The following is a 21,800-nucleotide window of genomic DNA, read 5'->3' on the forward strand; positions in this document are numbered from 1 at the left end:
GCGACAATGGCGACCACCCCGGCAAGACAATGCATACTCAGAGGCGCATCGGCATAACCACATACACGGCTGCCTTACTCTCAGGATCGAAAACAAGGGCACTGCTATTGCTGTCACCCATCTCCAGTTCCGCCTGCGTGCCCCCCATGGTATTTAGCACATCCAACAGATAACTGACATTGAAACCGATTTCCAACGGCGAGCCATTAAAATCCACGGACACTTCTTCTTCCGCTTCTTCCTGCTCCGGGTTGTTAGCCACAATCCGCAAACTACCTTCAGACAGCTGCACCCGCACACCGCGGTACTTTTCGTTAGAAAGAATCGCCACTCGAGCCAACGCTTGGCGCAGGGTCTCACGGTCAGCTACCACCTTGCGGGAGCCTTCCTTCGGGATCACTCGGTCATATTCTGGAAATTTGCCGTCGACCAGTTTGGATGTGAAGGTGATAGCCCCAACCACGATGCGCACATGATTACGCCCAATTGTTAGTCGTGCGGCTTCTCCGGTATCCCCCAAGATACGGGACAACTCCATCACCCCCTTGCGCGGCAGAATGACTGACGCCTCTTCCACCGGGGAATCCAGCTCCGCATCGCACAGGGCCAGACGATGGCCATCGGTGGCCACCGCCCGCAGGCGACCTGGCTTAAGCTCAAACAGCATCCCGTTCAGATAGTAACGCACGTCCTGCTGAGCCATGGAAAATGCCGTTCGGTCAATCAGACTACGCAGCATATCCGGCTTCATCTCCAGGCTGCTGCCAGCGGCCGCGTCTTCCAGATTCGGAAATTCTGAGGCGGGCAGGGTAGACAAGGTAAAGCGGCTACGTCCAGAACGAACCAGCATGCGCTCACCATCCACCTCAAAACGGATATCCGCCTCCGCCGGCAAGCTTTTGGCAATATCCACCAGCTTGCGGGCCGGTACGGTGGTTTCGCCAGGCTCAAGCTCGCCCTCAAGCGGCAAACGGGCGACCAGCTCCAGCTCCAGGTCTGTCCCGGTCATAGATAGCTGGCCATCACCCACTTCCAATAACACATTGGACAGTACCGGCAAGGTCTGCCGCTTTTCCACTACTGCTGCAACCTGCTGTAGCGGCTTGAGCAGCTGTTCTCTATTGATTGAGAATTTCATTGCGCTTTCCCGTTCTGATTATTGGGTTTTACTCGCCACAGAGCCACCCCGATTAGGACGTCAATGTCCGTAACAGATTTTGATAATCTTCTTCAATTTCTGGATTGGATTCCCGCAACTCCAGCACCTTGCGACAGGCGTGCAGCACAGTGGTGTGATCCCGGCCACCAAAATTCTCACCAATTTCCGGCAGGCTGTGGCTGGTCAACTCTTTCGACAGCGCCATGGCCACCTGACGAGGCCGCGCCACAGAACGGGTGCGACGTGGGGACAGCAGATCGTTAATCTTGATTTTGTAGTACTCAGCGACGATGCGCTGGATATTATCGATGCTGATCTGGCGCGCCTGCAACGCAATCAAATCCTTCAGCGCTTCCTTGATCAGGCCGATATCAATCTGCGCGCCTGTAAAGCGAACGTGAGCAATCACACGGCGCAGCGCCCCCTCCAGCTCCCGCACGTTTGAGCGAATTCGCTGGGCAATAAAGAAGGCGGCATCGTTGGGCAGATCCACCTTGGCCTCTTCGGCCTTCTTCTTCAGGATCGCCACGCGGGTTTCCAGCTCTGGCGGTTCCATGGGCTGAGACAACCCCCAACCAAACCGGCTCTTCAGTCGTTCCTCCAGGCCATCCACCTCTTTGGGAAACTTGTCGCAGGTGAGAATGATCTGTTGTCCATTTTCCAGTAACGCATTGAAGGTGTGGAAAAACTCCTCTTGGGACTGCTCTTTTCCTGCAAAAAATTGAATATCATCAATCAGCAAGGCATCAACAGACCGGTAAAAGCGCTTAAACTCATTAATGGTCTTGTTACGCAAGGCAGAAATCATGTCTGCCACAAACCGCTCACTGTGGAGGTAGACCACTTTGGCGTTTGGATTGCGACGTAACAGTTCATTGCCCACCGCATGCATTAAGTGGGTTTTACCTAACCCCACGCCGCCATATAACAGCAAGGGGTTATAACCATGGCTGGCCGGATTCTCTGCTACCTGCTGGGCCGCCGCCGCCGCCATTCGGTTGGACTTGCCCTCAACGAAGGTGGAAAAGGTAAACCCGGTATTGAGATTGCTGCGGTGCTTGCGAGCCCCACCCAATGCGGTAGGTTGCGGTCGACTATCGGATTCTGGCTGACGGGGCGCAGGAGCCACCGCAGGCGTTGTTATCGGACCACTGGCAGGGGCGGCTGCAGAACCATTAAAAGATGCCGTTGAGGATGTACTGGCTCGGCTGGACCCCACTTCCAGGCGTAACTGTGGCAATGGCCCAGATTGCAGTTCACCCAGCACCTCGCCAATACGATCCAAGTACTTGTCGCGAACCCAGTCCACCACAAACCGGTTAGGGGCAAACAGTGTCAGCTCCGCACCATCTGCAGAGGCCGCCACCTGAAGCGGCCGGATCCACATATTGAACTGCTGCGACGGCAACTCACCTTCCAGTCGCGTCAGACAGCGTTGCCAGAGCTCTTCAGACACGTACCCGCCTTGATTAACCTTGATGTATTTCCGCCATAAAACTGTCCCGACTGCAGGACAAAAAAGGCACAACCTAGCCAACCATTCTACCCTTACAGAAGGCTACCTATCCACAGGAGAGCGGCCTTTTTTTGATGATGACACTCTGTGGATAACTAGGCTCAAACCCTGTTGGCGACCCACAGTACAACCCGGTGGATAACTAGGGGGGCAACTTTTACCCACACTTAATGACAGGTAATCCCCATACAAACCCCAGTAATCACGCATAGTGATACGCAAATTATCATCAATACAAGGCCTTGAATTTATTGATATTTATCCTGTTACCCACAGAAAAGCGCTCCCCCTATAACTACTACTACAATCAATAAATACTTAAATATATAAAATCTATTAACAGTCGTTTCTTCTCTTCTTTTGAGCAGACGGAAAAGCGCGTTGACACGCTCTCCCAGTTTCCCTAGACTTGCCGCCCTTCTAATCGCTGTCTAATCCGTGGGGAAGACACCATGAAACGCACATTTCAGCCAAGCGTGCTCAAACGCAAACGTGCTCACGGTTTCCGTGCTCGTATGGCCACGAAAAATGGTCGCAAAATCCTGGCCGCTCGTCGTGCCAAGGGCCGTAAGCGGTTGGCTGCATAAGCCAACCGCTTTACCTTGCCTTACTGGCTGAGGTAACAGTGCCAATCTCACAGGCCTTTACCCGCCAACATCGCCTTCTTACCGGGTCCCAATATCAAACCGTCTTTGATCAACCTGAATGGAAGGTTGGTTTGGGCAGTTATTTACTTTTGGTAACCCGCAACACTCAACCACAGCCCCGACTGGGCTTGGTGATAGGCCGCAAACGCGCCAAGCGCGCTGTAGACCGTGCCAGAGTAAAGCGACGGGTACGCGAACAGTTCCGCTGCCGACAGCAAGAATTGGCCGGTTTGGATATCATTCTTCTGGTTCGCGGCCGAATTGAAAACCCGGATCCAGATCAAGTCACCCGAGATATCACCCAGCTATTTGACAAGCTGCTTGCTAAGTGTCGGCAAGCTTGAGAAACTGCGGCCCGTTTTTCACGCCACAGATAAGCCTCTTATGGAAATCCAGCGCGCCCTAGTTATTACCGGCATTGCCGTTGTTTCATACCTGATGATTCAGGCTTGGCAACGGGATCACGCAGACTCGGCAACCCCAGTCCCTGTTGAGCAGGTGGCAGAACAGGGGGGCCCTTCATCTGCAGACAATGCGGGTTTGCCTGCCGTACAGCCAGAAACCGACAACAGCATTCCTACGGCCCAAGCCGATAGTAATCAGCCTTCGGTTTCACCAGCAAACGTTGACGAAACCGTTTCCTCTTCTGAGCGCATTGAAGTCAACACCGATGTTCTTCGTGTGGAAATCAATCCAGTGGGGGGTGATATCGTTCGCCTGGCACTGCCCGATTACCCAAAGAATATCGATTCCCCTGATCAACCCTTTGTTTTCATGGACCAGAATAGCAATGGTACCTATGTGGCTCAGAGCGGGTTGGTAGGCAAGAACGGTACCGACTCCAGCAAAGGGCGCCCGCACTGGAATAGCGCCCAGCAGAGTTATCAGCTTGCCAATGGGGATAACGAACTTAACGTCGATTTAACCCTTACCCAGGACAACGGCGCTGAAATCATCAAACGCTATACCTTCGAGAAAGGTAGCTACTTGATCCGTGTCAGCCATATCGTCCGCAATAAGGGCAGCTCCCCTTGGACGGGGGCGTTGTACGGGCAGATCAAACGTGATGGCCGTGATGATCCTGGGCTGTCTACCACCGGTTTCGCGCCCATGCCTACTTACTTGGGGGCCGCGTACTGGAGCACCGATAAGCCATACAATAAGCTCACCTTTGACGACATGAGCGAAGACGACGTCAAGCTAGACCAAACCGTGGAAGGCGGCTGGCTGGCAATGGTGCAGCATTACTTTGTGTCTGCCTGGATTCCCGACGCCAAGCAGAAAAATCATTACTCCAGCGTGTATCTGAAGTCTCGCGATCAGTACCTGCTGCGGTTTGTTTCGCCTAATACCACAGTGCAGCCGGGTGAAGAATCGGTGTTGTACTCCGAGTTCTATGCTGGGCCCAAGCAGCAGGACAACCTGGAAGCCATCAGCCCTGGGTTGAACATGACTGTGGACTATGGCTGGTTGTGGTTTATCTCCCAGCCCATCTTTGCCTTGCTGGTGTTCTTGCAAAGCGGGGAAGTCTCCGTATTCGGGATGGATATCGATATCGGTGGCGGTGTGGGTAACTGGGGTGTGGCGATCATCTTATTGACCTTAATCATCAAGGCAATTTTCTTTAAGCTCAGCGCCACCAGCTATCGCTCCATGGCCAAAATGCGCAAGGTTGCGCCGGAAATGCAGCGCATCAAGGAGCAGAACAAGAACGATAAGCAAAAACAGCAGATGGAAACCATGAATCTGTTCAAGCGGGAAAAGATCAACCCGCTGGGTGGCTGTTTGCCGATGCTGGTACAGATGCCAGTGTTCATTGCCCTGTATTATGTGCTGCTGGAATCGGTGGAACTGCGTCAGGCGCCGTTCTTCCTATGGATTAACGACCTTTCCGTGATGGATCCGTACTTTGTACTGCCCATCCTGATGGGCGCTTCCATGTTCTTGCAGACCCGCCTGAACCCGACCCCGGCGGATCCAACCCAGGCACAGGTGATGAAGTGGATGCCGATGATCTTCGCCGTGTTCATGCTGTGGTTCCCGGCTGGCCTGGTACTGTACTGGCTGACCAACAACATCCTCTCTATTGCCCAGCAGTGGATTATTACCCGCAAGATTGAGAGTGAGGCCTGACGCACCAGGTTGGCCGCGAGACAGAGTAAAGCCGGTTGAGAGACCGGCTTTTTCTTTTCTGACCGTCCTCTAGCATCGGGTGCAAAGCGCTCTCTATAATCAGTCTATGCTTACCTCTAACCCAGAGACCATTGTTGCCATTGCTACTGCCCCAGGCCGGGGGGGGATCGGTGTGGTGCGCCTTTCTGGCCCCCAGGCGTTTAGCATAGCGTCATCTATTGTTGGTGAGCGCTTACTTTCCCCTCGGTTGGCGCATTTTTGCCGCTTTCGGAATCAGGATGGTGACGTTCTGGATGAAGGCCTGGTGATCAGCTTCCCCGCCCCGCACTCCTTTACCGGGGAAGATGTGGTGGAGCTGCAAGGGCACGGTGGCCCGGTGATTCTGGATATGCTGGTGGCCGCCTGTATTGCTGCCGGTGCCCGCCAGGCCCGTGCCGGCGAGTTTTCCCAGCGGGCCTTCCTCAACGACAAGGTGGATCTGACTCAGGCGGAAGCCATTGCCGATCTGATCGATGCCGGCACTGCGGCCTCTGCGCGGGCGGCGCTGCACTCCCTGCAGGGGGTGTTCTCCGCTGAAGTGAACCAGCTGGTTGAGGCGCTGATTAACTTGCGTATCTATGTGGAAGCGGCCATCGATTTCCCGGAAGAGGAAATCGACTTCCTATCCGATGGCAAGGTGGCCAGTGATCTGATCGAAGTGCGCAAACAGTGCCTGCGGGTACTGGATGAAGCCAATCAAGGACGGCTGGTACGTGAAGGCATGACCCTGGTGATTGCCGGTAAGCCCAATGCGGGCAAATCCTCGCTGATGAATGCTTTGGCTGGTTTCGATGCGGCCATCGTCACCGATATAGCTGGCACCACCCGGGATGTATTGCGTGAGTCTATCCAGCTTGATGGTATGCCCTTGAACCTGATCGATACGGCGGGCTTGCGCGACAGTGCTGACGTGGTGGAACAGGAAGGGATTCGCCGGGCCTACGCGGAAATGCGCAAAGCGGATCGTTTGTTGGTGATGGTGGATTCCCGGGATCCGCAGGACGATATTGGCGACCTGCACCGCTTGCTTCCGCAAAGCCAGCAGCAATTGGGAAACCTGGATTTGCCCGTCACCGTGGTGCTTAACAAAGCGGATTTGTCTGGATTGGCAACCGGTGTACGTGACGATGGCGCTTTTGTGATTTCAGCTGCCAGTGGGGAGGGGTTGAATGCCTTACGTGCCCATCTAAAAGAAGCCGCTGGTTATCAAGGAGAAGGACAAAGTCGCTTTTCTGCCCGTCGCCGTCATATCTCCGCCCTGGAGCATGCGTTGGCGGCACTGGATAGTGGCGCGCGGCAATTGCATGGTCAGGCTGCTGGGGAGTTGCTGGCCGAAGACCTTCGAGCTGCCCAGAAGGCATTAGAAGAGATCACCGGAGTATTTACGGCGGATGATCTATTGGGCCGCATTTTCTCGTCATTCTGCATCGGGAAGTAAAACGCTCAAAAATATCGAAAAGCATCCAACTGAATACAAGTAAGTTATTGTTTTATAAGTAAACTTCTTTTATTTCTTTACAAGCAGTTTGATCCGTTTTGTCCCCTCTTGCTCCGTGTGTGCTCCGAGTATAAGTTTTCGGAGCACATGGAGCACAAAAGGAGCAAAACATGAAAATTACTATCCAGAAGCGCGAACCAGACAAGAACGGACACCGTGCCCTTCGCCTGGTTTACTACCACGGTTCCAAAACAGACAAAAACGGCTCGCGTTCGCAGAAACGTTCCTATGAGACTTTAGACCTGTTTCTCTATGACAAACCCCGGCTTCCCGAGGAGCGCGAGCACAACAAGACTGTAAATCGTCAGGCTGAGGCCATCCGGGCAAAACGATTGCTGGAAAGTGAATCGTCACGGCATGGATTGGATGATCGAACCAAGCTTTCTGCCAGCTTCTTTGACTACTTCGACCAGCTGACTGACGAGAAAGTGTCCGGAAGCAGATCCAATCATTCAATCTGGATCTCCACACGTCATCACTTGCACCGGTATCATGGCTTGTGTGAACTGACTTTTGAGCAAGTCGACAAACGATTCCTGGAAGGCTTTCGACATTACCTTCTACATGAAGCCACCACCAAATCCGGTACCAAACTGGCCAAGAACACCACCAGCAGCTATTTCAATAAGGTTCGAGCGGCGCTCAACCAGGCCTATCGGGACGGCATTATCCGCCATAACCCGGTTCAACAGGTCAAGTCCATCAAACCGGAAAACACCAAACGAACCTATCTGACCCTGGAAGAAGTTCGGGCTCTGACCAAAGCCGAATGCCGGTATGACGTTCTACGCCGAGCATTCCTGTTTTCCTGCACCACAGGCCTGCGCTGGTCAGATATCCACAAGCTGGTATGGGGTGAGATAGAGCAATTCGGCGATGATCATTACCGCATTATTTTCCGGCAGAAAAAACTGGTGAATGTCGGGAACTCGCTGCAATACCTTGACCTTCCTGATTCAGCGGTGAGATTGTTGAACCTGGAGAGTCGCGGTAAGCCAGGTGATAGGGTATTCAAGGGTCTGAAGTACGACTCCTACACCAACGTTGCATTAGCGCAGTGGGTCATGCGGGCAGGAATCACCAAGAACGTCACTTTCCATGCCGGACGGCACACCTTTGCGGTCAATCAACTGGCCAGGGGTGTGGATATCTACTCGTTGTCCCGGCTTCTGGGCCACAGCGAGCTCAGAACCACGGAGATCTACGCGGACATACTCGAAACTCGCCGTACAGAGGCCATGAGGAGTTTTCCTGACATATTTGAGGAGACACTGGACGAGGTTGGGGAATGTGCAGCCTAAGTGACGAGAGGGGCTTTCACAGCCCCTCTTTAAACCTGCCCCACATCATAAACTCCGTCGTCCTGGTCTTCGATGGCTCACCAGGTGCTGAGCAGCCGCCTTTTCGATTTCGTCCGCTGTCGCGATCCGGTTGGACTGGAGCCACTTCAGGATATCTGCGCGGCGAAAGAAAATCCGGTGACCATTTGGCTTGAAGTGTGGGATCTTCTTTTGGGAGGTTAGCTGGTACAGGGTACTTTTCTTCAGCCCCGTATATTCCGCACAGTCTTCAAGACTCATGATCTCCTTGTCGGCCTCCGAGGCCTTGCTGCCACCGATATGATCCAAAATTATTTTTTTGAGGACCATCATGTCCTGCAACACCCGTTGCAGCATTTCTTTTTCTGTCATCTCTCTACCCCTACACCGCCATAACCAAAGTGGGAAAACTGGGAAATTGGGAACACCGTGTCAGTCCTCATGTTCAATCCTCTCCAGTTCTTCAAGCTGTCGCCTAACTTGGTCAGGCCTGAGCGCGAAAAACCGCTGCAAATCTCCATTGACCCTGGTTTTGTAGGTCCCCCGGGAGCGCTCATTACTCACCAGGCAGTCGCGCTGTAACAGCACCTCCACTTCCCTCATGTAATGGGTCGGCAGCCCGAGCCGCTTCAGGAAGTGCGATTTATAGATCAACCACAACTCGCGTCCCTCGTGTGAGCGTCGAAAACCAGCTCCCCCCTGGCCACTCGCTTGTTCAATATCACTGAGACTGCGCTCCCAGACTTTCATGGCTCGCTCCAGCGCTTTGAGAAGCCGGAATTCCTCAGAGTTTCTGGAGTGGCCTCTATTATCCAGCCAAGCCTTCAAGGTTCGGTGGACGGCTGCCAAGGACTCTTCCTCGCTCCAAGGGAGAATGAAATTCCTACTACCGAGACAAAGTGCCGCCCCTATGAGCGCAAACCGCCTGATGACCCGTTGCACCTGCGATGCCATCTGGTCTCGTGTCCAAATACCGCTTAGGCGACCAATTTCGTGACTCAGGTAGCTGTTCAGCTCGTCATGGCGCTCGGTCAGTAACGCAATCCATTCACGGAAAACAGTGCCGTGATAGCGCTGACACGACAGTTTCAGCTCGTCCACGAATTGCTGAGCATGTTTATGACCGTGCAATTCATCAAATGCCCCATGAGTGCCAAAGATTGGAATTTCTACCAAACGTATCTGCTGGCCTGCGCGTAACGGTTTACCGATCTGCTGAAGTAGCTCGGCAATCCAGATTTCGCCGCTACTCAACACCAACGTTCGCCAGTGCGAAGTTGTGGCCAACTCGCCCGAAACGTTGGCGCGTAGCTTCCCTGATCCGTTCATGATCTGATAGATCGCCGTATCGATGTCTTCTGGGCGAGCCATGCCGATCTCATCTAACGGCAACAACATGTCGTTGTGCTCTGATGAGACTGCCGCTAACCCGTTACTGGTTGAGATCCAACTGCGGACATAGCGATTGCTCCCGTAGACGCTGGCCGCCAATTGCAACAAGGTCGTCTTCCCAGTCGACGATGCTCCAACCAGATGGATTGCGCCATTTTCCATACCAGCAGGCGCAATAAGTGGCGCAGCCAGTGCCGTGCCAATGCTGAATATTGCTAACGGGTTGCCTCGGCATAGCTGACCGACATAAGTCTGCCAGTCGCTGAGATTCCCAGACTCCTCTAATGTCGGAGTGCCTGATAATTGGCCTACGAAATGGTGCGGCTCGCCAGCTGAGCCGATCGTCCAGTTACTGGTGGCAAATACTCCACCGTGCCAACCCGTTCGATTAACCACTGTTGCCGGTTCGGCGAGAGCCATCTGTTCCAACAGATAGTGCTGAAGCCGACTCCAGCTTGCCTGCCCGGGTGTCAGTGGATAACCGGTATCAACCAGCATATCTCGCACCTGTCGGGCATTATCGCTGTTGAGATCTCGGGCATAGACGACCTCACGTAGCTTCACACCATCGAAATTCTGCCATTCAAGCAACGCTCCGTGTCCGTGCCGTTTGTCGGTTAACCTGGTTCGAGCCATTACCTGAATCCAACCGCCTACACGCTGCCAGTGGTCACCTGACAATGCATAGAGCCCGTCTTCTTGCAGTTTGTATTGCATCAGCCCGCACCTCTCACAGCTTGTCCAGCCAAGCTTTCACATCCTGATAGCGAAAGCGAACGGCTCGGCCATTGGGGTTAGGCTTCACTGGTGCCGGGAACCGACCTTGTTTTACATAACGGCGTAGCGTTGCCTGCGATGTCTTCAGAACAGTGCAGACCTCCTCATAGGTCAGCAGACGGCCAGTCGTGGTGTTTGATTGTTTCTTCATGACTACTCCAGTTGGGTTGTGAATCGTTCGGAGCAATCATCGGAAATATTCGTCTTAGGGGAGAACCGCGGAATTGCCCAAAAAGGGCGCAAAGGAGAGGTCGGCTAATAAGCCATTGATTATTAATAGATAAAAATTACAAGAAACCAGAAAAAGAACGTCATAATCGCAAAATTAGGGCTTACATGAGTGGATTTTGTGCATTTAATGACCAAGTTAGCTGCATGACTTTCACATGTGAAAGTCATTTTCCGGTCTCAGAATCATATTTTGATTCACTGATGGCTGTACGAATTCGAATCACACATTCTTCTTTGAGAAAGGCCTTTGCGAGGCCGTTTCGAGCAAGGCTGAATAGCACCAGGTGCTCGCTAACCGAAATAGCCTCATGAAGGCCCGTTCAGAGGCCCATTCACGCCATATCAGTAAACGTCGAGTCTGGGAAACATCAACAAGTGCCCAGCGAGCCTTTTTCGAGGCGCTTTAGGGTGCACCAGTCGCAGAAGCGCTGGCAGGAAGGTTACTGGACTGAAAGCCCATCGGTTCCATCTGATTTGGAAAACTCTCACACTGGGATTCCGACGACAACTTATCCAGATTAATAGCGTATGTGCCGCTCATATCTCCAAGAGGCGACCTATTAGAACGCATGGAATGGGCTCAAAGTTATCCAAATCAGATAGGTATGTGTAGCGATTGGAAAGTCCTCCAGGGCGGTAATCCTCTCGTCCTGGAGAAATATCGGAGCAGGTTTGGGTAGATGCCGGCACTAATGACACGTCAGTACAGGCTTACGTATTCCGTAACTCTTCAAACTTACTCCGAGGCAGCCACTCAATTGCCAGATCACGGCCGCAAACTTTTACAACGCCCTGGCTAGCGTTCGGTTTATCGTGTTCGGCGCGATACACCAGCAAGGTGTCCAGCAGCTCCATCAAATGCATTTTGAAGCCGGAATCCTTCAATGAATCGTGATCAGTCTCCTCGAACCGCCAACGAGCATGATCGAGGCGGTTATCATCGGAATCACTCAGAAAAAACACTTCCCCTTCTGCTCGATTATCTGCCAGGTACTGTTCCGCCAGTTGGTCTAGTCGGGTTTGATCGAAATTAGCGTCGTAGCTCATATCGCGTTTCCTTCTGATGCGGTCGTGCCGTCAGCACAACCCAAGATTGTTAAAAGTTGGTTCAGAATTCGTCGTTGTGGGCTGTTAGAAAAGTCAGCAAGGTGAATAATACCCTGATACTCAAGGGGTTCTGGGTACGTCAGGATTCGGGGAAATATCTTGCTTGCTAGTGGTGCCTTCGGCTCTAAAAGCTTCAAATCTGGTATCAGCGCATCTGCAGAAAGATCCGTGTGCTTTGCCAGGAGGCAACCTACATGCAGCATTTTGGAGCCGTAAAACAGCATAAGAACCGCCTGCTTGGCGTATGGCCCGGTCTCCAGACGATAGAAAGCGCCCCGGTTGCGTGTCCCATTACCGGGCCGGAAAAAATTGAATCTCGGCGCGTACAGGAGGCTGGCAGCATTATCTTGAAAAGCAATATGGACGAAGGGACTCAGTAACTCGACGTTTTCCGGGCCAATCCTGGTCATGTCACCATTACCGACAAACGGCTCGAATAGCTCTTCGAGATTGGCTGTTAATGCCTGTTCAAGCCAGCTCGCGTGTATAGTCGGTAATTCTCTGACCAACTGAATTGCCTGCTCGTGGTGTCGCTTTCCCTCGGCAATGCCCTCATTGAGAACCTCTTGTAGCGTTTTCACCTTGCTCACATACTCCTTCGTTGCCCGTTCTACCACTGCCTGATAATCCTGCAACGCCCAAGCGATGTGAGATTGCCGGTCAACAGCGTTAACGCATGACTCTAGCCAGGTATGAATGCTGTCTTGTTGAGTATTTTTCCGGTAACTGAGATTTTGATAGTGAGCGACCGGTTGACTGCTGGTGTTGAGCAAACGGGATGTCCGGTGACAAACCGTTAACCCACCCAAACCAAAGGCAGAGGGGGCTTGTCGATTTTTAGTCAGGTAAATAAACAGCGTTTCGTCTGCCTGTGCCGGATCCGTGGCATTAATCACCTCAAGGTAACGCGCAACCTGCCGGGGCTGGTCCTGCGCATTGAGTTTGTTTTCGACAACGATCTGACGTTTACCATCGGTTATCCACAGGTCAATCTGATCTCCCTGGCCATCCGGACAATGTTCTTTCAGCACGGTTACAGATGTCGGATCCAGCCAATCCTGTCGTCCGATAGCCTCCAGGAAGAGTTCCAGAAACCGCGTTCCCTGATAATGCTTCCCCTTCGGATTCAGCAGAGCATAGATAAACCGGGTATGAAGCCGGACTTCATCATTGACTGACAGAACCGAGCTGAGCAGATTGAAGTCGTTCAATCCCTTTCGTTTTTGTTCCGCCTGTTCCTCGTCAAACGCTTCCAGCGCAGCGAAGAGTTCTTCCCATGATTCCATTTCGCCTGCCTTATCCCGTCTCAACGCTGGTTTTGACCTGGTTATACACAGCCCGCATCAGGTACTGAGAAGCGATATTGCGGAAGGACTCGTCGTTCATCAGGCGTATGAAGATGTCCTCGTTGCCGTCCATGCGCTCTACAAACAAGTTCTCAAGCTGCTTGTTAAATACTGGCTCGAAGTTCTCCAGGCTGTTAGCCATGACGGCCTGACGAAGCTGTTCGTTGGCAACGGCGGTTTCCTTCACCTGATCGAAGAACAGCTGGTCCGCCGGGGTAAACTCTGTACCAAATCGCTCATTGAGCTTGTCGACCAGTGTCGATAACTGCACCTCTTCCTCTGCCTGGCCGGTACCGACCTCGGTCGGGCCATAGAGGGCTTCCGGCTCGCCTACTTTCAGGTCGATGGCGCCTTCACTGATTTTCTGAAGTCGGTAGTACTTCAGCTCTACCTCATCATCAACCTGAACCGTGCGCGTATCGGCGGTATAAGGCAGTTTGGTGAGCAGGAAGCGAGCATAGGTGTATAGCTTCTCGTGGTCCGAGTCCTGATAAGGAATAATTTGGGCAACGAAGCCGTACAGGTTACGAAAACTCACCAGCTGCCCTTTGAAAAGCGCCTGGTCTTCCTCGCTCAGTTTCTTGAAACGCTCAACCGCCAAATCAATCAGGCTGTTCAGCTTCTTATGCTCGCCGCCCGTTGGGTTCAGTCGGTTACGGAACCAGATCTCGCACCAGGCGCTCACCTCGCCCTCCGTGAAAATCTGCCAGGTGGACAGCGTATGGGCCAAGGTGTTGAGCTGCTGCGGGTCTGTGTCTTCTTCCTTGGTCGTCACCTCGTAATAAGGCTTGAACGCCTTGTAGATGTCCTCTGGCTCGTTAACGAAGTCCAGCACAAAGGTATCTGTTTTGCCTCGGGCGGTTCGGTTAAGACGCGACAGCGTTTGCACCGCCTGTATGCCCGACAGCTTTTTATCCACATACATGCTGTGCAGCAAGGGCTGATCAAAGCCGGTTTGGTATTTTTCCGCGACCAGTAACACCTGGTATTCCTCGGTGTTGAATTTCTCAGGTAGCTCAGACTCCTTGATGCCTTCGTTCATCCCAACTTCGGTGAATGTTTTATCGGCATACTCCTTGAGTGCAATTTCCCCGGAAAAAGCCACCAGAGACCGCACATCGGTATAACCCTTGGCCTTGATGTACTTATCAAAGCCCAGCTTGTAGCGCACTGCATGTTCGCGAGAGCTGGTCACTACCATGGCTTTCGCCCGCCCGCCAATCTTATGCCGCGAGTGGGTACGGAAATGCTCAACAATCACTTCCACCTTTTGCGCTATCTCATAATCGTGGAAGGACACAAAGCGAGCCAGGGCCCTTGCCGCCTTGCGGCGTGGTACTTCCGGGTCATCTTCTACCTTCTGGATCAGCTTGTAATACCGCTTGTAGCAGGTGTAGTGCTCCAGCACGTCATGGATAAACCCTTCTTCAATGGCCTGGCGCATACTATAGTGATGGAACGGAGCCTCTCCGTTTGGGCCCGGTTCGTTAAACACCGCCATGGTCTTGAACTTGGGAGTAGCGGTGAATGCAAAGAAGCTCAGGTTGGGCTGTTTGGCGCGTTTGAGTTGCTCTCGAATCAGCTCTTTCTTGGCCTCATCGCTCAGGCGCTCGTCCTCCATATCCAGCAGCTGCTCGGCGATGGCGGATTCGATGCCATCCTTGTTCAGGATCTTGCGTAGCTCCATGGCGGTTTCGCCACTTTGCGAGCTGTGGGCCTCATCCACAATTACCGCGAAGCGCTTGCCTTCAGTGGAAATTGCAATGCCTTTACCTTGCTGCTCCAGCGTGCGGATCGCCTGACTGATGAAAGGGAACTTCTGGATGGTCGATATGATGATAGGTACGCCGTCAGCCAGCGCTTTGGCCAGTTGCTGGGTATTTTCATCAATCTTTTGAACAACGCCCAGTTTGTGCTCGAACTGGAAGATGGTGTTCTGTAATTGCTGGTCAAGTACCCGGCGGTCAGTGATCACCACCACGGAATGAAACACCTTCTCGTTGTTGGCATCGTGCAGACTGGACAAACGATGAGCCAACCAGGCAATAGAGTTGGATTTTCCGGAGCCGGCAGAGTGCTGTACCAAGTAGTTATGGCCAGAGCCCTTGGCTTTTGCATGTTGAGTCAAAGACCTGACGGCATCCAGCTGGTGATAGCGAGGAAAAATCAGCGTTTCCTTGCGGTGGCGTTTTATGCCTTTTTCAGTCACCAGTGTTTTTTCTTCTACTTGAAGGTGTAGAAAACGGGCGAGGATATCCATTAGGCTGTCACGGGCCAGCACCTCACGCCACAGGTAGGCGGTACGCACGTCACCTTCTACGGGCGGGTTGCCTGCACCGTGATTAAAACCCCGGTTGAAGGGCAGGAAAAACGTATTCTTACCCTCCAAGTGCGTGGTCATAAACACCTGCTCGGTATCCACTGCAAAATGCACCAAACAGCGATTTTTGAAGGCAAACAGCGGGTCTTTGGGGTTCCGCTCAAAGCGATACTGGCGCTTGGCATTTTCAACCGTCCACCCGGTGGCCGACATGGCATTTTTCAGCTCCAGCGTGGCAACCGGAAGGCCATTCACAGCCAGCACCATATCTGGAATAGCGCCGGTTTGGGTATGTACCTGACGGATCACAGTGAGCTTGTTGGTGGCGTAACGCTCAGCCGATCCGCTATCAATACTGGTATTGGGGGCAAAATACGCCAGCTTCACCGACTTGCCCACGCATTTAAACCCCTCGCGCAGCACGGTCAGCGCACCTTTTGCGGCCAACTCCTTGGTTAGAGCATCCAGCAGCATGCTCTCGGCTTTGCTTGCATCTAGGTTGTTCAAGCGCTCCCAAATCTTGGGTTGTGTGTTCTGCACAAAGCGCACCACCTCTGCCGGAAACAGGGCGGTTTCCGCATCAAAACCTGCGGCATCTCCCTTTTCATAGCCGCCCTGGGTGATCAACGCCTGCTCTATGGCGTTCTCAAAGTCGATTTCTTTGTGCATAACTTTTATTCCTTTTTAAAAACCTGGCTGGGTATTCACCACTACTCTTGTTGGTCAGTGTCGTCGTTTTGCTGTTTTCCCAGCTTCTTTTGCGCGTTCTCTACTTGTTTAACGCTTTTATCCGGCGTAGGCAGGTTCTCTGGCATGGTACCTCCCAGTTCGCCAATGGTTTGCCGCACCTTCTGGCCCACTTCGAAATGGGTTTGGTTGGCCTGCCGCTTGCCCTGAGTTTTGTCCCTACGCAACTTCTCTTCTGCCTGGGTGGCGCGGAACAGGTTGGCAGCCAGCTCAGTACTGCCCATGTAGTCCAGAATCTTGTGGCTCTTCTTGAGGCCCTTTTTGGCATGGATATCTTTGGCACCCATTCCCCCATATAGCCCTTTGTAGCCATGATCCTGAAAAATGGTGTAATCCAGGGGAGTTTCCACGCCCGCATCCTGGGCAGCGGCCGCCAGGTACTTGTTGTGGGCAGCAAGCTCTTTACGAATGGCCAGGCGCTTCTCATCCTCAGAAAGCGCGGTGAACTGCCCGCTGTCTTCCAGCTCTTGTCGGCGAGTTTGGATAGCAAAGTAGGTTTGGCCGTTGGCGATCACCGGCTTGCTGGGGTCGCCGTTCTGAACAATGAGGTAACAGGCATAGCGTGACAGGTGAACATCGGATATCGGACGTTGCGCGCCAGAGCCGATGTCGACCATTTTACTGACGTCAGCAAAATGGTCTGAAACTTCATTTCCAGACTGCTCACAAGCATGCCTGGCCTTGTTGATAACCTGTGAAAAATTCTGCCACTTGTGATACTCCAGCAGTGGTGCCAGCTCTCGGGCAGACCAGAACTCGTTGCCTTGTTCATCCTCTCTGCGGATGCCTTCAAAGCTTTCGTGGTGAGTATTGGTGGACGGCGTATTAGCCATGGGCAAGCTCCTTTTGCTCAGAGGTAGTAGGTGTGCAGAAACTTCGGACATCGATTTTACCGGTGACGGCGTTGGTGATTAGGGCAGCGCGGTATTCCTGTAGGCGCTGAATTACTTCTGCAACTTTCGCAAGCCGGTTATTGAAGTCGTCACGAATATTGGCAACATAATCCTCTATTTTCTGTTGTTCGCTATGAGGCGGTAGAGGGATGAGTGTGTTTAGTAAATAGTTTAGTTCTAGACTTTCTACTGTACACCCCGGCTTACTCCACAACGGTAAGAGACCTTTTTGCAGCCCATTAATAAACCAATGTAAATAACCGGAATTAAGCTCTGTATTAGTTATTAGAGCCTTCATATCTTGATTAAGAGAGACTAAGCATGTATTTCTTGCGACTGGAATTGTGTGTCGTAAGATTCCTGAGCGAACTACAATCAATACCGCATTCGATTTAATCAACCTCGTGGCACTTTCTTCAACGCCCTTCTCGGTCAGGTAATCCTCCGTTGTATTGATAAAATCATGTTTCATATCTTTTGGTGAAACCCAAGGGATATCACCATTCCAATACTCGGGTTTGCTTGTATTAGGGGTTCCTCCACCTAGCACAGAAACCAAGAATTTTAGGCGTTTATATCGCCAATGCGAAGGAATCTCCCCCAACCAATCAACACCCGAATTCTTCATCGGTACCGATGAATCCAGCCCTTTGGTGACCGCCTGACTGATGAGCGCTGTGCGTTGTTCAGCCAGTTTTTCCAAAAGCGCCTGCTTTTTGGCAATCAGTGCATCAATCTGAGCAGTTTTGCGGTCAAGGAAGCCAACTATTGCTTGTTGTTCTTGTGCAGAAGGAATAAGAAGTGGCAAGTTGCCTATATAATCCCAGCTTGCTCTTGGCATTTTGCTGCCATAAGTTGATGAGTCGACGGTGTTAATAAAATCTCTGGAAAGGAAATAATATTTCAAAAAAGAAGAACTAATATCGCTGGAAGGTCTGATAACCAGAGCTTCGCTGGACACTAATCCAGGAGTGTCAGCCAAGTAAATTTTTGCGAGATAAGGCCGCAGTTTTCCAAATAATACATCTCCACTGGCGTACGTGGAGGCTAATCCTTCACTTTGGGAAATTTCTCCATCAACTTTTCTGCCAGTCCAAGATTCAATATGCTCTAATCCAATATACGGAAGGTCAGATTGATCGACTGATTGCTTCTGATTGACCAGCTCAACCACAAACTTAAGTCTTTTTATCGTCCAGTGTGATGGAATACTTTGTATCCATGGAACATTGGAGTCACGAAGGTTGGAGTATGTTGCAAGCTGCATCAAACCACCTCCGCCAACATAGCGACGATTTCCTTTTCCAACTGACTGATTTCACCCGCAATCTCTTCCAGTGGACGCGGTGGTTCATAGACATAAAAATGCCGGTTCAGTGGAATTTCGTAACCCACCCGGGTTTTACTGTGGTCAATCCAGGCATCCGGCACATGGGGCAATACCTCAGCCGCCAGGTAGGCCTCGCAATGGTCTTTTACCAAGGCTAGCAGCTGGTCATGGCCGGTTTCGTTGTCGTATTTCAGCGGTAAGGGCAGGTTGATATCGGCGGGTAGCTGCACATTTTCGCTATCGCGCAGCTCTGCATCCGGCTCCGAGTTGCCCTTTTTGTCGGTGCAAATATCAGCTTGCGGGTCGCGTTCAGACAGCGCCGCCAAAATCGCCTTTTTGACCGGTGCGCCCAGTTTGAGCTCGGCCTTTTTCAGCGCTTTGTTCAGCACGCCTTCGAATTCACCCCGGTTCTGGTACAGGGTATCGCCGTCCAACGCTTCCAGCAGTTTCTTAATCGCCGCTTGAGTCTGTTGGCCTGCTTCTATTTCTGCCTGATAAGCTTTCGGGTCTTTACGCTTTTTACTGGAGGCCAAGTTAATAAAGGCGCGCTGGTCATCCAGACGAGCGATGCGCTCAGGACTGGCCTGGAAATTCAGCCTTAACGGGCGCTCTACGGTAATTTTCAGGTAACCAAAGTCACGGTTATCAAAGATCTTACTGACGGTACGGGTTTCAGTTGCCGTCGGTCGTGATTTGCCTTTGCTATGCACCGGTACTACAGAGGTCGCATCCTGCTGATTCTCAGCGTATAGACGCACCAGCTCGCGAATATGTTCCTCGGCCAGCTCATTGCGCTTGTTGCCCAGGCTTTTGTCCATCTTTTTATAGTGGTGGGTGCCGTCGATCAGCTGCACCGTGCCTCTGCGGTGCTCGGGCTTGCGGTTACTGACAATCCAGATGTAGGTATAGATACCGGTGTTGTAGAACATCTGATCGGGCAGGGCGACAATGGCATCCAGCCGGTCGTTTTCGATAATCCAGCGGCGAATATTGCTTTCCCCGCTACCGGCATCGCCCGTAAACAAGGGGGAGCCGTTAAAGACCACGGCAATCTTGGAGCCGTCGCCACCTTCATTAATATCACCCACTATTTTCGGCGGGTTGTGCATCTTGGCGATCATGTGCTGCAGAAACAGCAGCGAGCCATCATTGATACGGGGCAGGCCTGCACCAAAACGTCCTGAAAAGCCTTGGTCGTTGTACTCCTCACGCACAAAATCTTCTTCCGGCTTCCACTCAACGCCAAAGGGTGGGTTGGATAGCATGTAATGGAACTTCTTCTCCGGGTGGCCATCGTGGGGCACAAAGCCGTTGTTTTTGTTCTTGGCATCTTTCACGCCCAGGGTATCGCCAAAAATCAGGTTATCGATGGGGGCGTCTTTAATCAGCAGGTCTGAACAACAAATAGCGTAGGACTCAGGGTTGTATTCCTGACCAAATAGCTCGATGTGGGCATCGGGGTTTAAACCATCGTGGGTGCCGTCCCCAATAATGTACTTTTCCGCTTCCGAGAGCATGCCCCCGGTGCCGGCGGTGGGGTCGTAAATACTGCGGTAAATGCCCGGGGCGAAGATGCCGTCTTCATCGGTAAACAGCAGCTGCACCATTAGCCGGATGACTTCGCGGGGGGTAAAGTGGTCCCCAGCCTCTTCGTTGGCCTGTTCGTTAAACTTTCTGACCAGCTCTTCAAACAGATAGCCCATTTGCAGGTTGCTGATGGTCTTGGGCGAGAGATCAATCTCGCTGCTACAGAATTCCTTGAGGATCAGATACAGGCGGTTGGCCTCGTCCAACTTGGCGATTTCTGCTTCAAAATCAAACTTGTCAAAGATGTCTCGCGCTCGGGGCGAAAAACCCTGAATGTAGGCAATCATGTTGCCCGCAATGTTGGGCGGGTCGGCCAACAAATTATCGAAGGTAAAGCCACTGGTATTGAACAGCTCTTGTTTACGGCCACTGGTGGCAATGCGTGACAGCGCTTTTTCCAATGCTGGCCCAGTGATGCCGCGGGCTTCCAGGCGTTCTTTTTCTGCCAGTACTTTCTTTTGATTTTCCGCCAATACCAGGTCGAACCGGCGCAGTACAATCATTGGCAGCATCACCCGTCGGTACTGGGGTGGTCGGTAGGGTCCGCGCAGTTTGTTGGCAATGGTCCAGATAAAGCCGACAAGGTTTTGATGGTGGTTTTGTTGCATGCTGTTCTCGCTATTAAATATCTGTTGTTAAAGGCTTGCTGCTGCCTTGCCACCGGTGCCGGCGTAGCCGGGTGCCAGGACAGCGTTAGCGCAGTGTTCAAGAATGGGGTGGTTGCGTAGCCATAAGTGATGCTCGTGGGCGGGCAGCCGGTGATCAGGACTACAATCTACGTTCCAGTGGCGCAGTAGATAGCCAGCACGAGCGGCACGGATGCTGAGCTGCCGAACGGGCGGATTGTTCTGCCGGGACGTATTCGCTACCTGCATGCCATAGTCCAGCGCAATGGCTTGCGGATGCTTGTGCCCTGGATGTGGTACCAGTTCAAGGGTTAGTTGCTGGTTCCACTGGGCATCCGCTGCTTGCTGTTCATGCTTTGCAATCTTCGTTGTATCGCTACCCTTTTCATCGGTATGGGCGCTGATGATGCGATTGCAGACGAAATCACGGAATTCGCCGCGTTTCCGGCAGTAGCCACGTATATGCCAGCGCTGACCGTTGTTTACAATGCTGTGTGGCACGATGACACGCGTGCTCGCGCCGGATGTCAGAGACTGGTAGGAGACTTGCACAGCCAGTTTTAGGCTAATGGCTCGGCTTAGTGTTGCCAGCACCTCCTGTGGTGGTGCAATTAAGTCGGGGGCGTCCTCACAAAACCCAGACTGTTCAGGGGTTGCCGATATTCCGTCGCCAAATCCATCCGTTAGCGCTTTCAAGGCGGTACGGGGGGCATGGTGAAACAGAGGTTGGAAGCTATCGGTGCGGTAGTAGCGCTTGTTTTCGTGACGAAGAATCAGATTTTCCTGAGCCAGTTCACGGTAAAGGGTGAAATCCCGGGTGCTGGAGGCAACCGCAGTGCCAAAATGCGCCATCAGCTCACTGCGGCCCACTGCACCATGGTATTGCAGGCGAAAATCAATGAACGCTAAGCGCTCGCGCTGGGCATGTGAATGGTTTTCAAGTGTTAAGGCGGAATTTTCCTGCACTTTTGCACCTTTTATGACTCAACGTCTTATTAAAATTGTTAGCCACCTTATTACACAAACTTGTACCATGCAATCATTTTGATTTGTCCTATACAACTTTCACATGTGAAAGTTTTGGCCTCTTTCCCAATGGAGACAACAGTGTGAAAGGCCCGCTGGAGATCAGC

Annotated in this window: 17 protein-coding genes; 5 read left to right on the plus strand and 12 right to left on the minus strand. The window is 52.3% G+C overall.

All coding sequences use genetic code 11. From position 1 onward, the window contains the following. Window positions 1-37: 37 nt before the first annotated feature. Together dnaN and dnaA are read right to left on the minus strand one after the other, a co-directional pair. Window positions 38-1,138: a DNA polymerase III subunit beta gene (gene dnaN / locus ABNH10_RS01555; protein ID WP_349384445.1), complete on the minus strand. Its 1,101-nt coding sequence runs from the start codon at window positions 1,136-1,138 to the stop codon at window positions 38-40. Window positions 1,139-1,190: 52 nt separating this feature from the next. After that, window positions 1,191-2,615: a chromosomal replication initiator protein DnaA gene (dnaA, locus tag ABNH10_RS01560; RefSeq protein ID WP_349384446.1), complete on the minus strand. Its 1,425-nt coding sequence runs from the start codon at window positions 2,613-2,615 to the stop codon at window positions 1,191-1,193. 512 nt (window positions 2,616-3,127) lie between these two features. On the opposite strand from dnaA, the gene rpmH reads away from it, so the two are divergent. The 5 genes from rpmH to ABNH10_RS01585 all read left to right on the plus strand — a co-directional run bounded on the left by rpmH (window position 3,128) and on the right by ABNH10_RS01585 (window position 8,293). After that, complete coding sequence (rpmH, locus tag ABNH10_RS01565; RefSeq protein WP_011590025.1) at window positions 3,128-3,262, plus strand: 50S ribosomal protein L34; 135 nt, start codon at window positions 3,128-3,130, stop codon at window positions 3,260-3,262. Between the two features lie 38 nt (window positions 3,263-3,300). After that, on the plus strand, window positions 3,301-3,666 hold the full coding sequence (rnpA, locus tag ABNH10_RS01570; RefSeq protein WP_349384447.1) for a ribonuclease P protein component: 366 nt from the start codon (window positions 3,301-3,303) through the stop codon (window positions 3,664-3,666). A 40-nt stretch (window positions 3,667-3,706) separates the two neighbouring features. Next, window positions 3,707-5,455 (plus strand): membrane protein insertase YidC, encoded by a 1,749-nt coding sequence (yidC, locus tag ABNH10_RS01575; RefSeq protein WP_349384448.1) that lies wholly within the window; start codon window positions 3,707-3,709, stop codon window positions 5,453-5,455. Between the two features lie 106 nt (window positions 5,456-5,561). Continuing rightward, window positions 5,562-6,932 carry a tRNA uridine-5-carboxymethylaminomethyl(34) synthesis GTPase MnmE gene (gene mnmE, locus ABNH10_RS01580; protein WP_349384449.1) on the plus strand — a complete coding sequence of 457 codons (1,371 nt, stop codon included), beginning with the start codon at window positions 5,562-5,564 and terminating at the stop codon, window positions 6,930-6,932. A gap of 170 nt (window positions 6,933-7,102) precedes the next feature. After that, the gene (locus ABNH10_RS01585) at window positions 7,103-8,293 is read left to right on the plus strand and encodes a site-specific integrase (RefSeq protein ID WP_349384450.1); all 1,191 of its coding nucleotides are present in this window, start codon (window positions 7,103-7,105) and stop codon (window positions 8,291-8,293) included. Between the two features lie 45 nt (window positions 8,294-8,338). On the opposite strand, the gene ABNH10_RS01590 is transcribed toward ABNH10_RS01585, so the two are convergent. From ABNH10_RS01590 to ABNH10_RS01635, 10 genes are all read right to left on the minus strand, one after another. Beyond that, window positions 8,339-8,683 carry a helix-turn-helix transcriptional regulator gene (locus tag ABNH10_RS01590; RefSeq protein ID WP_206837651.1) on the minus strand — a complete coding sequence of 115 codons (345 nt, stop codon included), beginning with the start codon at window positions 8,681-8,683 and terminating at the stop codon, window positions 8,339-8,341. A 60-nt stretch (window positions 8,684-8,743) separates the two neighbouring features. Further along, entirely contained in the window at window positions 8,744-10,420 is a 1,677-nt protein-coding gene (locus ABNH10_RS01595; RefSeq protein ID WP_206837648.1) for a DUF927 domain-containing protein, read from the minus strand. A gap of 13 nt (window positions 10,421-10,433) precedes the next feature. Continuing rightward, window positions 10,434-10,631, minus strand: a complete 198-nt coding sequence (locus ABNH10_RS01600) for a helix-turn-helix transcriptional regulator (RefSeq protein WP_349384451.1) — start codon at window positions 10,629-10,631, stop codon at window positions 10,434-10,436. Window positions 10,632-11,422: 791 nt separating this feature from the next. Beyond that, window positions 11,423-11,758: a hypothetical protein gene (locus tag ABNH10_RS01605; protein WP_349384452.1), complete on the minus strand. Its 336-nt coding sequence runs from the start codon at window positions 11,756-11,758 to the stop codon at window positions 11,423-11,425. Then, window positions 11,755-13,104: a PDDEXK-like family protein gene (locus ABNH10_RS01610; protein WP_349384453.1), complete on the minus strand. Its 1,350-nt coding sequence runs from the start codon at window positions 13,102-13,104 to the stop codon at window positions 11,755-11,757. Before ABNH10_RS01610 ends, ABNH10_RS01605 begins: the two co-directional genes overlap by 4 nt. A 10-nt stretch (window positions 13,105-13,114) precedes the next feature. Further along, window positions 13,115-16,153, minus strand: coding sequence for a type I restriction endonuclease subunit R (locus ABNH10_RS01615; RefSeq protein WP_349384454.1), 3,039 nt, complete (start codon window positions 16,151-16,153; stop codon window positions 13,115-13,117). A gap of 41 nt (window positions 16,154-16,194) precedes the next feature. Further along, entirely contained in the window at window positions 16,195-17,064 is an 870-nt protein-coding gene (gene dinD, locus ABNH10_RS01620; protein WP_349384455.1) for a DNA damage-inducible protein D, read from the minus strand. Further along, entirely contained in the window at window positions 17,057-18,391 is a 1,335-nt protein-coding gene (locus ABNH10_RS01625; protein WP_349384456.1) for a restriction endonuclease subunit S, read from the minus strand. The genes dinD and ABNH10_RS01625 overlap by 8 nt, the downstream gene beginning before the upstream one ends. Next, entirely contained in the window at window positions 18,391-20,649 is a 2,259-nt protein-coding gene (locus ABNH10_RS01630) for a type I restriction-modification system subunit M (protein WP_349384457.1), read from the minus strand. Before ABNH10_RS01630 ends, ABNH10_RS01625 begins: the two co-directional genes overlap by 1 nt. A 27-nt stretch (window positions 20,650-20,676) precedes the next feature. Then, window positions 20,677-21,633, minus strand: coding sequence for a helix-turn-helix transcriptional regulator (locus tag ABNH10_RS01635; RefSeq protein ID WP_349384458.1), 957 nt, complete (start codon window positions 21,631-21,633; stop codon window positions 20,677-20,679). Window positions 21,634-21,800 lie beyond the last annotated feature (167 nt).

The organism is Alcanivorax sp., from assembly GCF_040119285.1.
Classification (GTDB): Bacteria; Pseudomonadota; Gammaproteobacteria; order Pseudomonadales; family Alcanivoracaceae; genus Alcanivorax.

Coding starts and splice junctions, on each gene's coding strand:
- dnaN (WP_349384445.1), bottom strand. CDS start 1,138: ATGAAATTCTCAATCAATAGAGAACAGCTGCTCAAGCCGCTACAGCAG.
- rpmH (WP_011590025.1), top strand. CDS start 3,128: ATGAAACGCACATTTCAGCCAAGCGTGCTCAAACGCAAACGTGCTCAC.
- yidC (WP_349384448.1), top strand. CDS start 3,707: ATGGAAATCCAGCGCGCCCTAGTTATTACCGGCATTGCCGTTGTTTCA.
- mnmE (WP_349384449.1), top strand. CDS start 5,562: ATGCTTACCTCTAACCCAGAGACCATTGTTGCCATTGCTACTGCCCCA.
- ABNH10_RS01585 (WP_349384450.1), top strand. CDS start 7,103: ATGAAAATTACTATCCAGAAGCGCGAACCAGACAAGAACGGACACCGT.
- ABNH10_RS01590 (WP_206837651.1), bottom strand. CDS start 8,683: ATGACAGAAAAAGAAATGCTGCAACGGGTGTTGCAGGACATGATGGTC.
- ABNH10_RS01595 (WP_206837648.1), bottom strand. CDS start 10,420: ATGCAATACAAACTGCAAGAAGACGGGCTCTATGCATTGTCAGGTGAC.
- ABNH10_RS01600 (WP_349384451.1), bottom strand. CDS start 10,631: ATGAAGAAACAATCAAACACCACGACTGGCCGTCTGCTGACCTATGAG.
- ABNH10_RS01605 (WP_349384452.1), bottom strand. CDS start 11,758: ATGAGCTACGACGCTAATTTCGATCAAACCCGACTAGACCAACTGGCG.
- ABNH10_RS01610 (WP_349384453.1), bottom strand. CDS start 13,104: ATGGAATCATGGGAAGAACTCTTCGCTGCGCTGGAAGCGTTTGACGAG.
- ABNH10_RS01615 (WP_349384454.1), bottom strand. CDS start 16,153: ATGCACAAAGAAATCGACTTTGAGAACGCCATAGAGCAGGCGTTGATC.
- dinD (WP_349384455.1), bottom strand. CDS start 17,064: ATGGCTAATACGCCGTCCACCAATACTCACCACGAAAGCTTTGAAGGC.
- ABNH10_RS01625 (WP_349384456.1), bottom strand. CDS start 18,391: ATGCAGCTTGCAACATACTCCAACCTTCGTGACTCCAATGTTCCATGG.
- ABNH10_RS01630 (WP_349384457.1), bottom strand. CDS start 20,649: ATGCAACAAAACCACCATCAAAACCTTGTCGGCTTTATCTGGACCATT.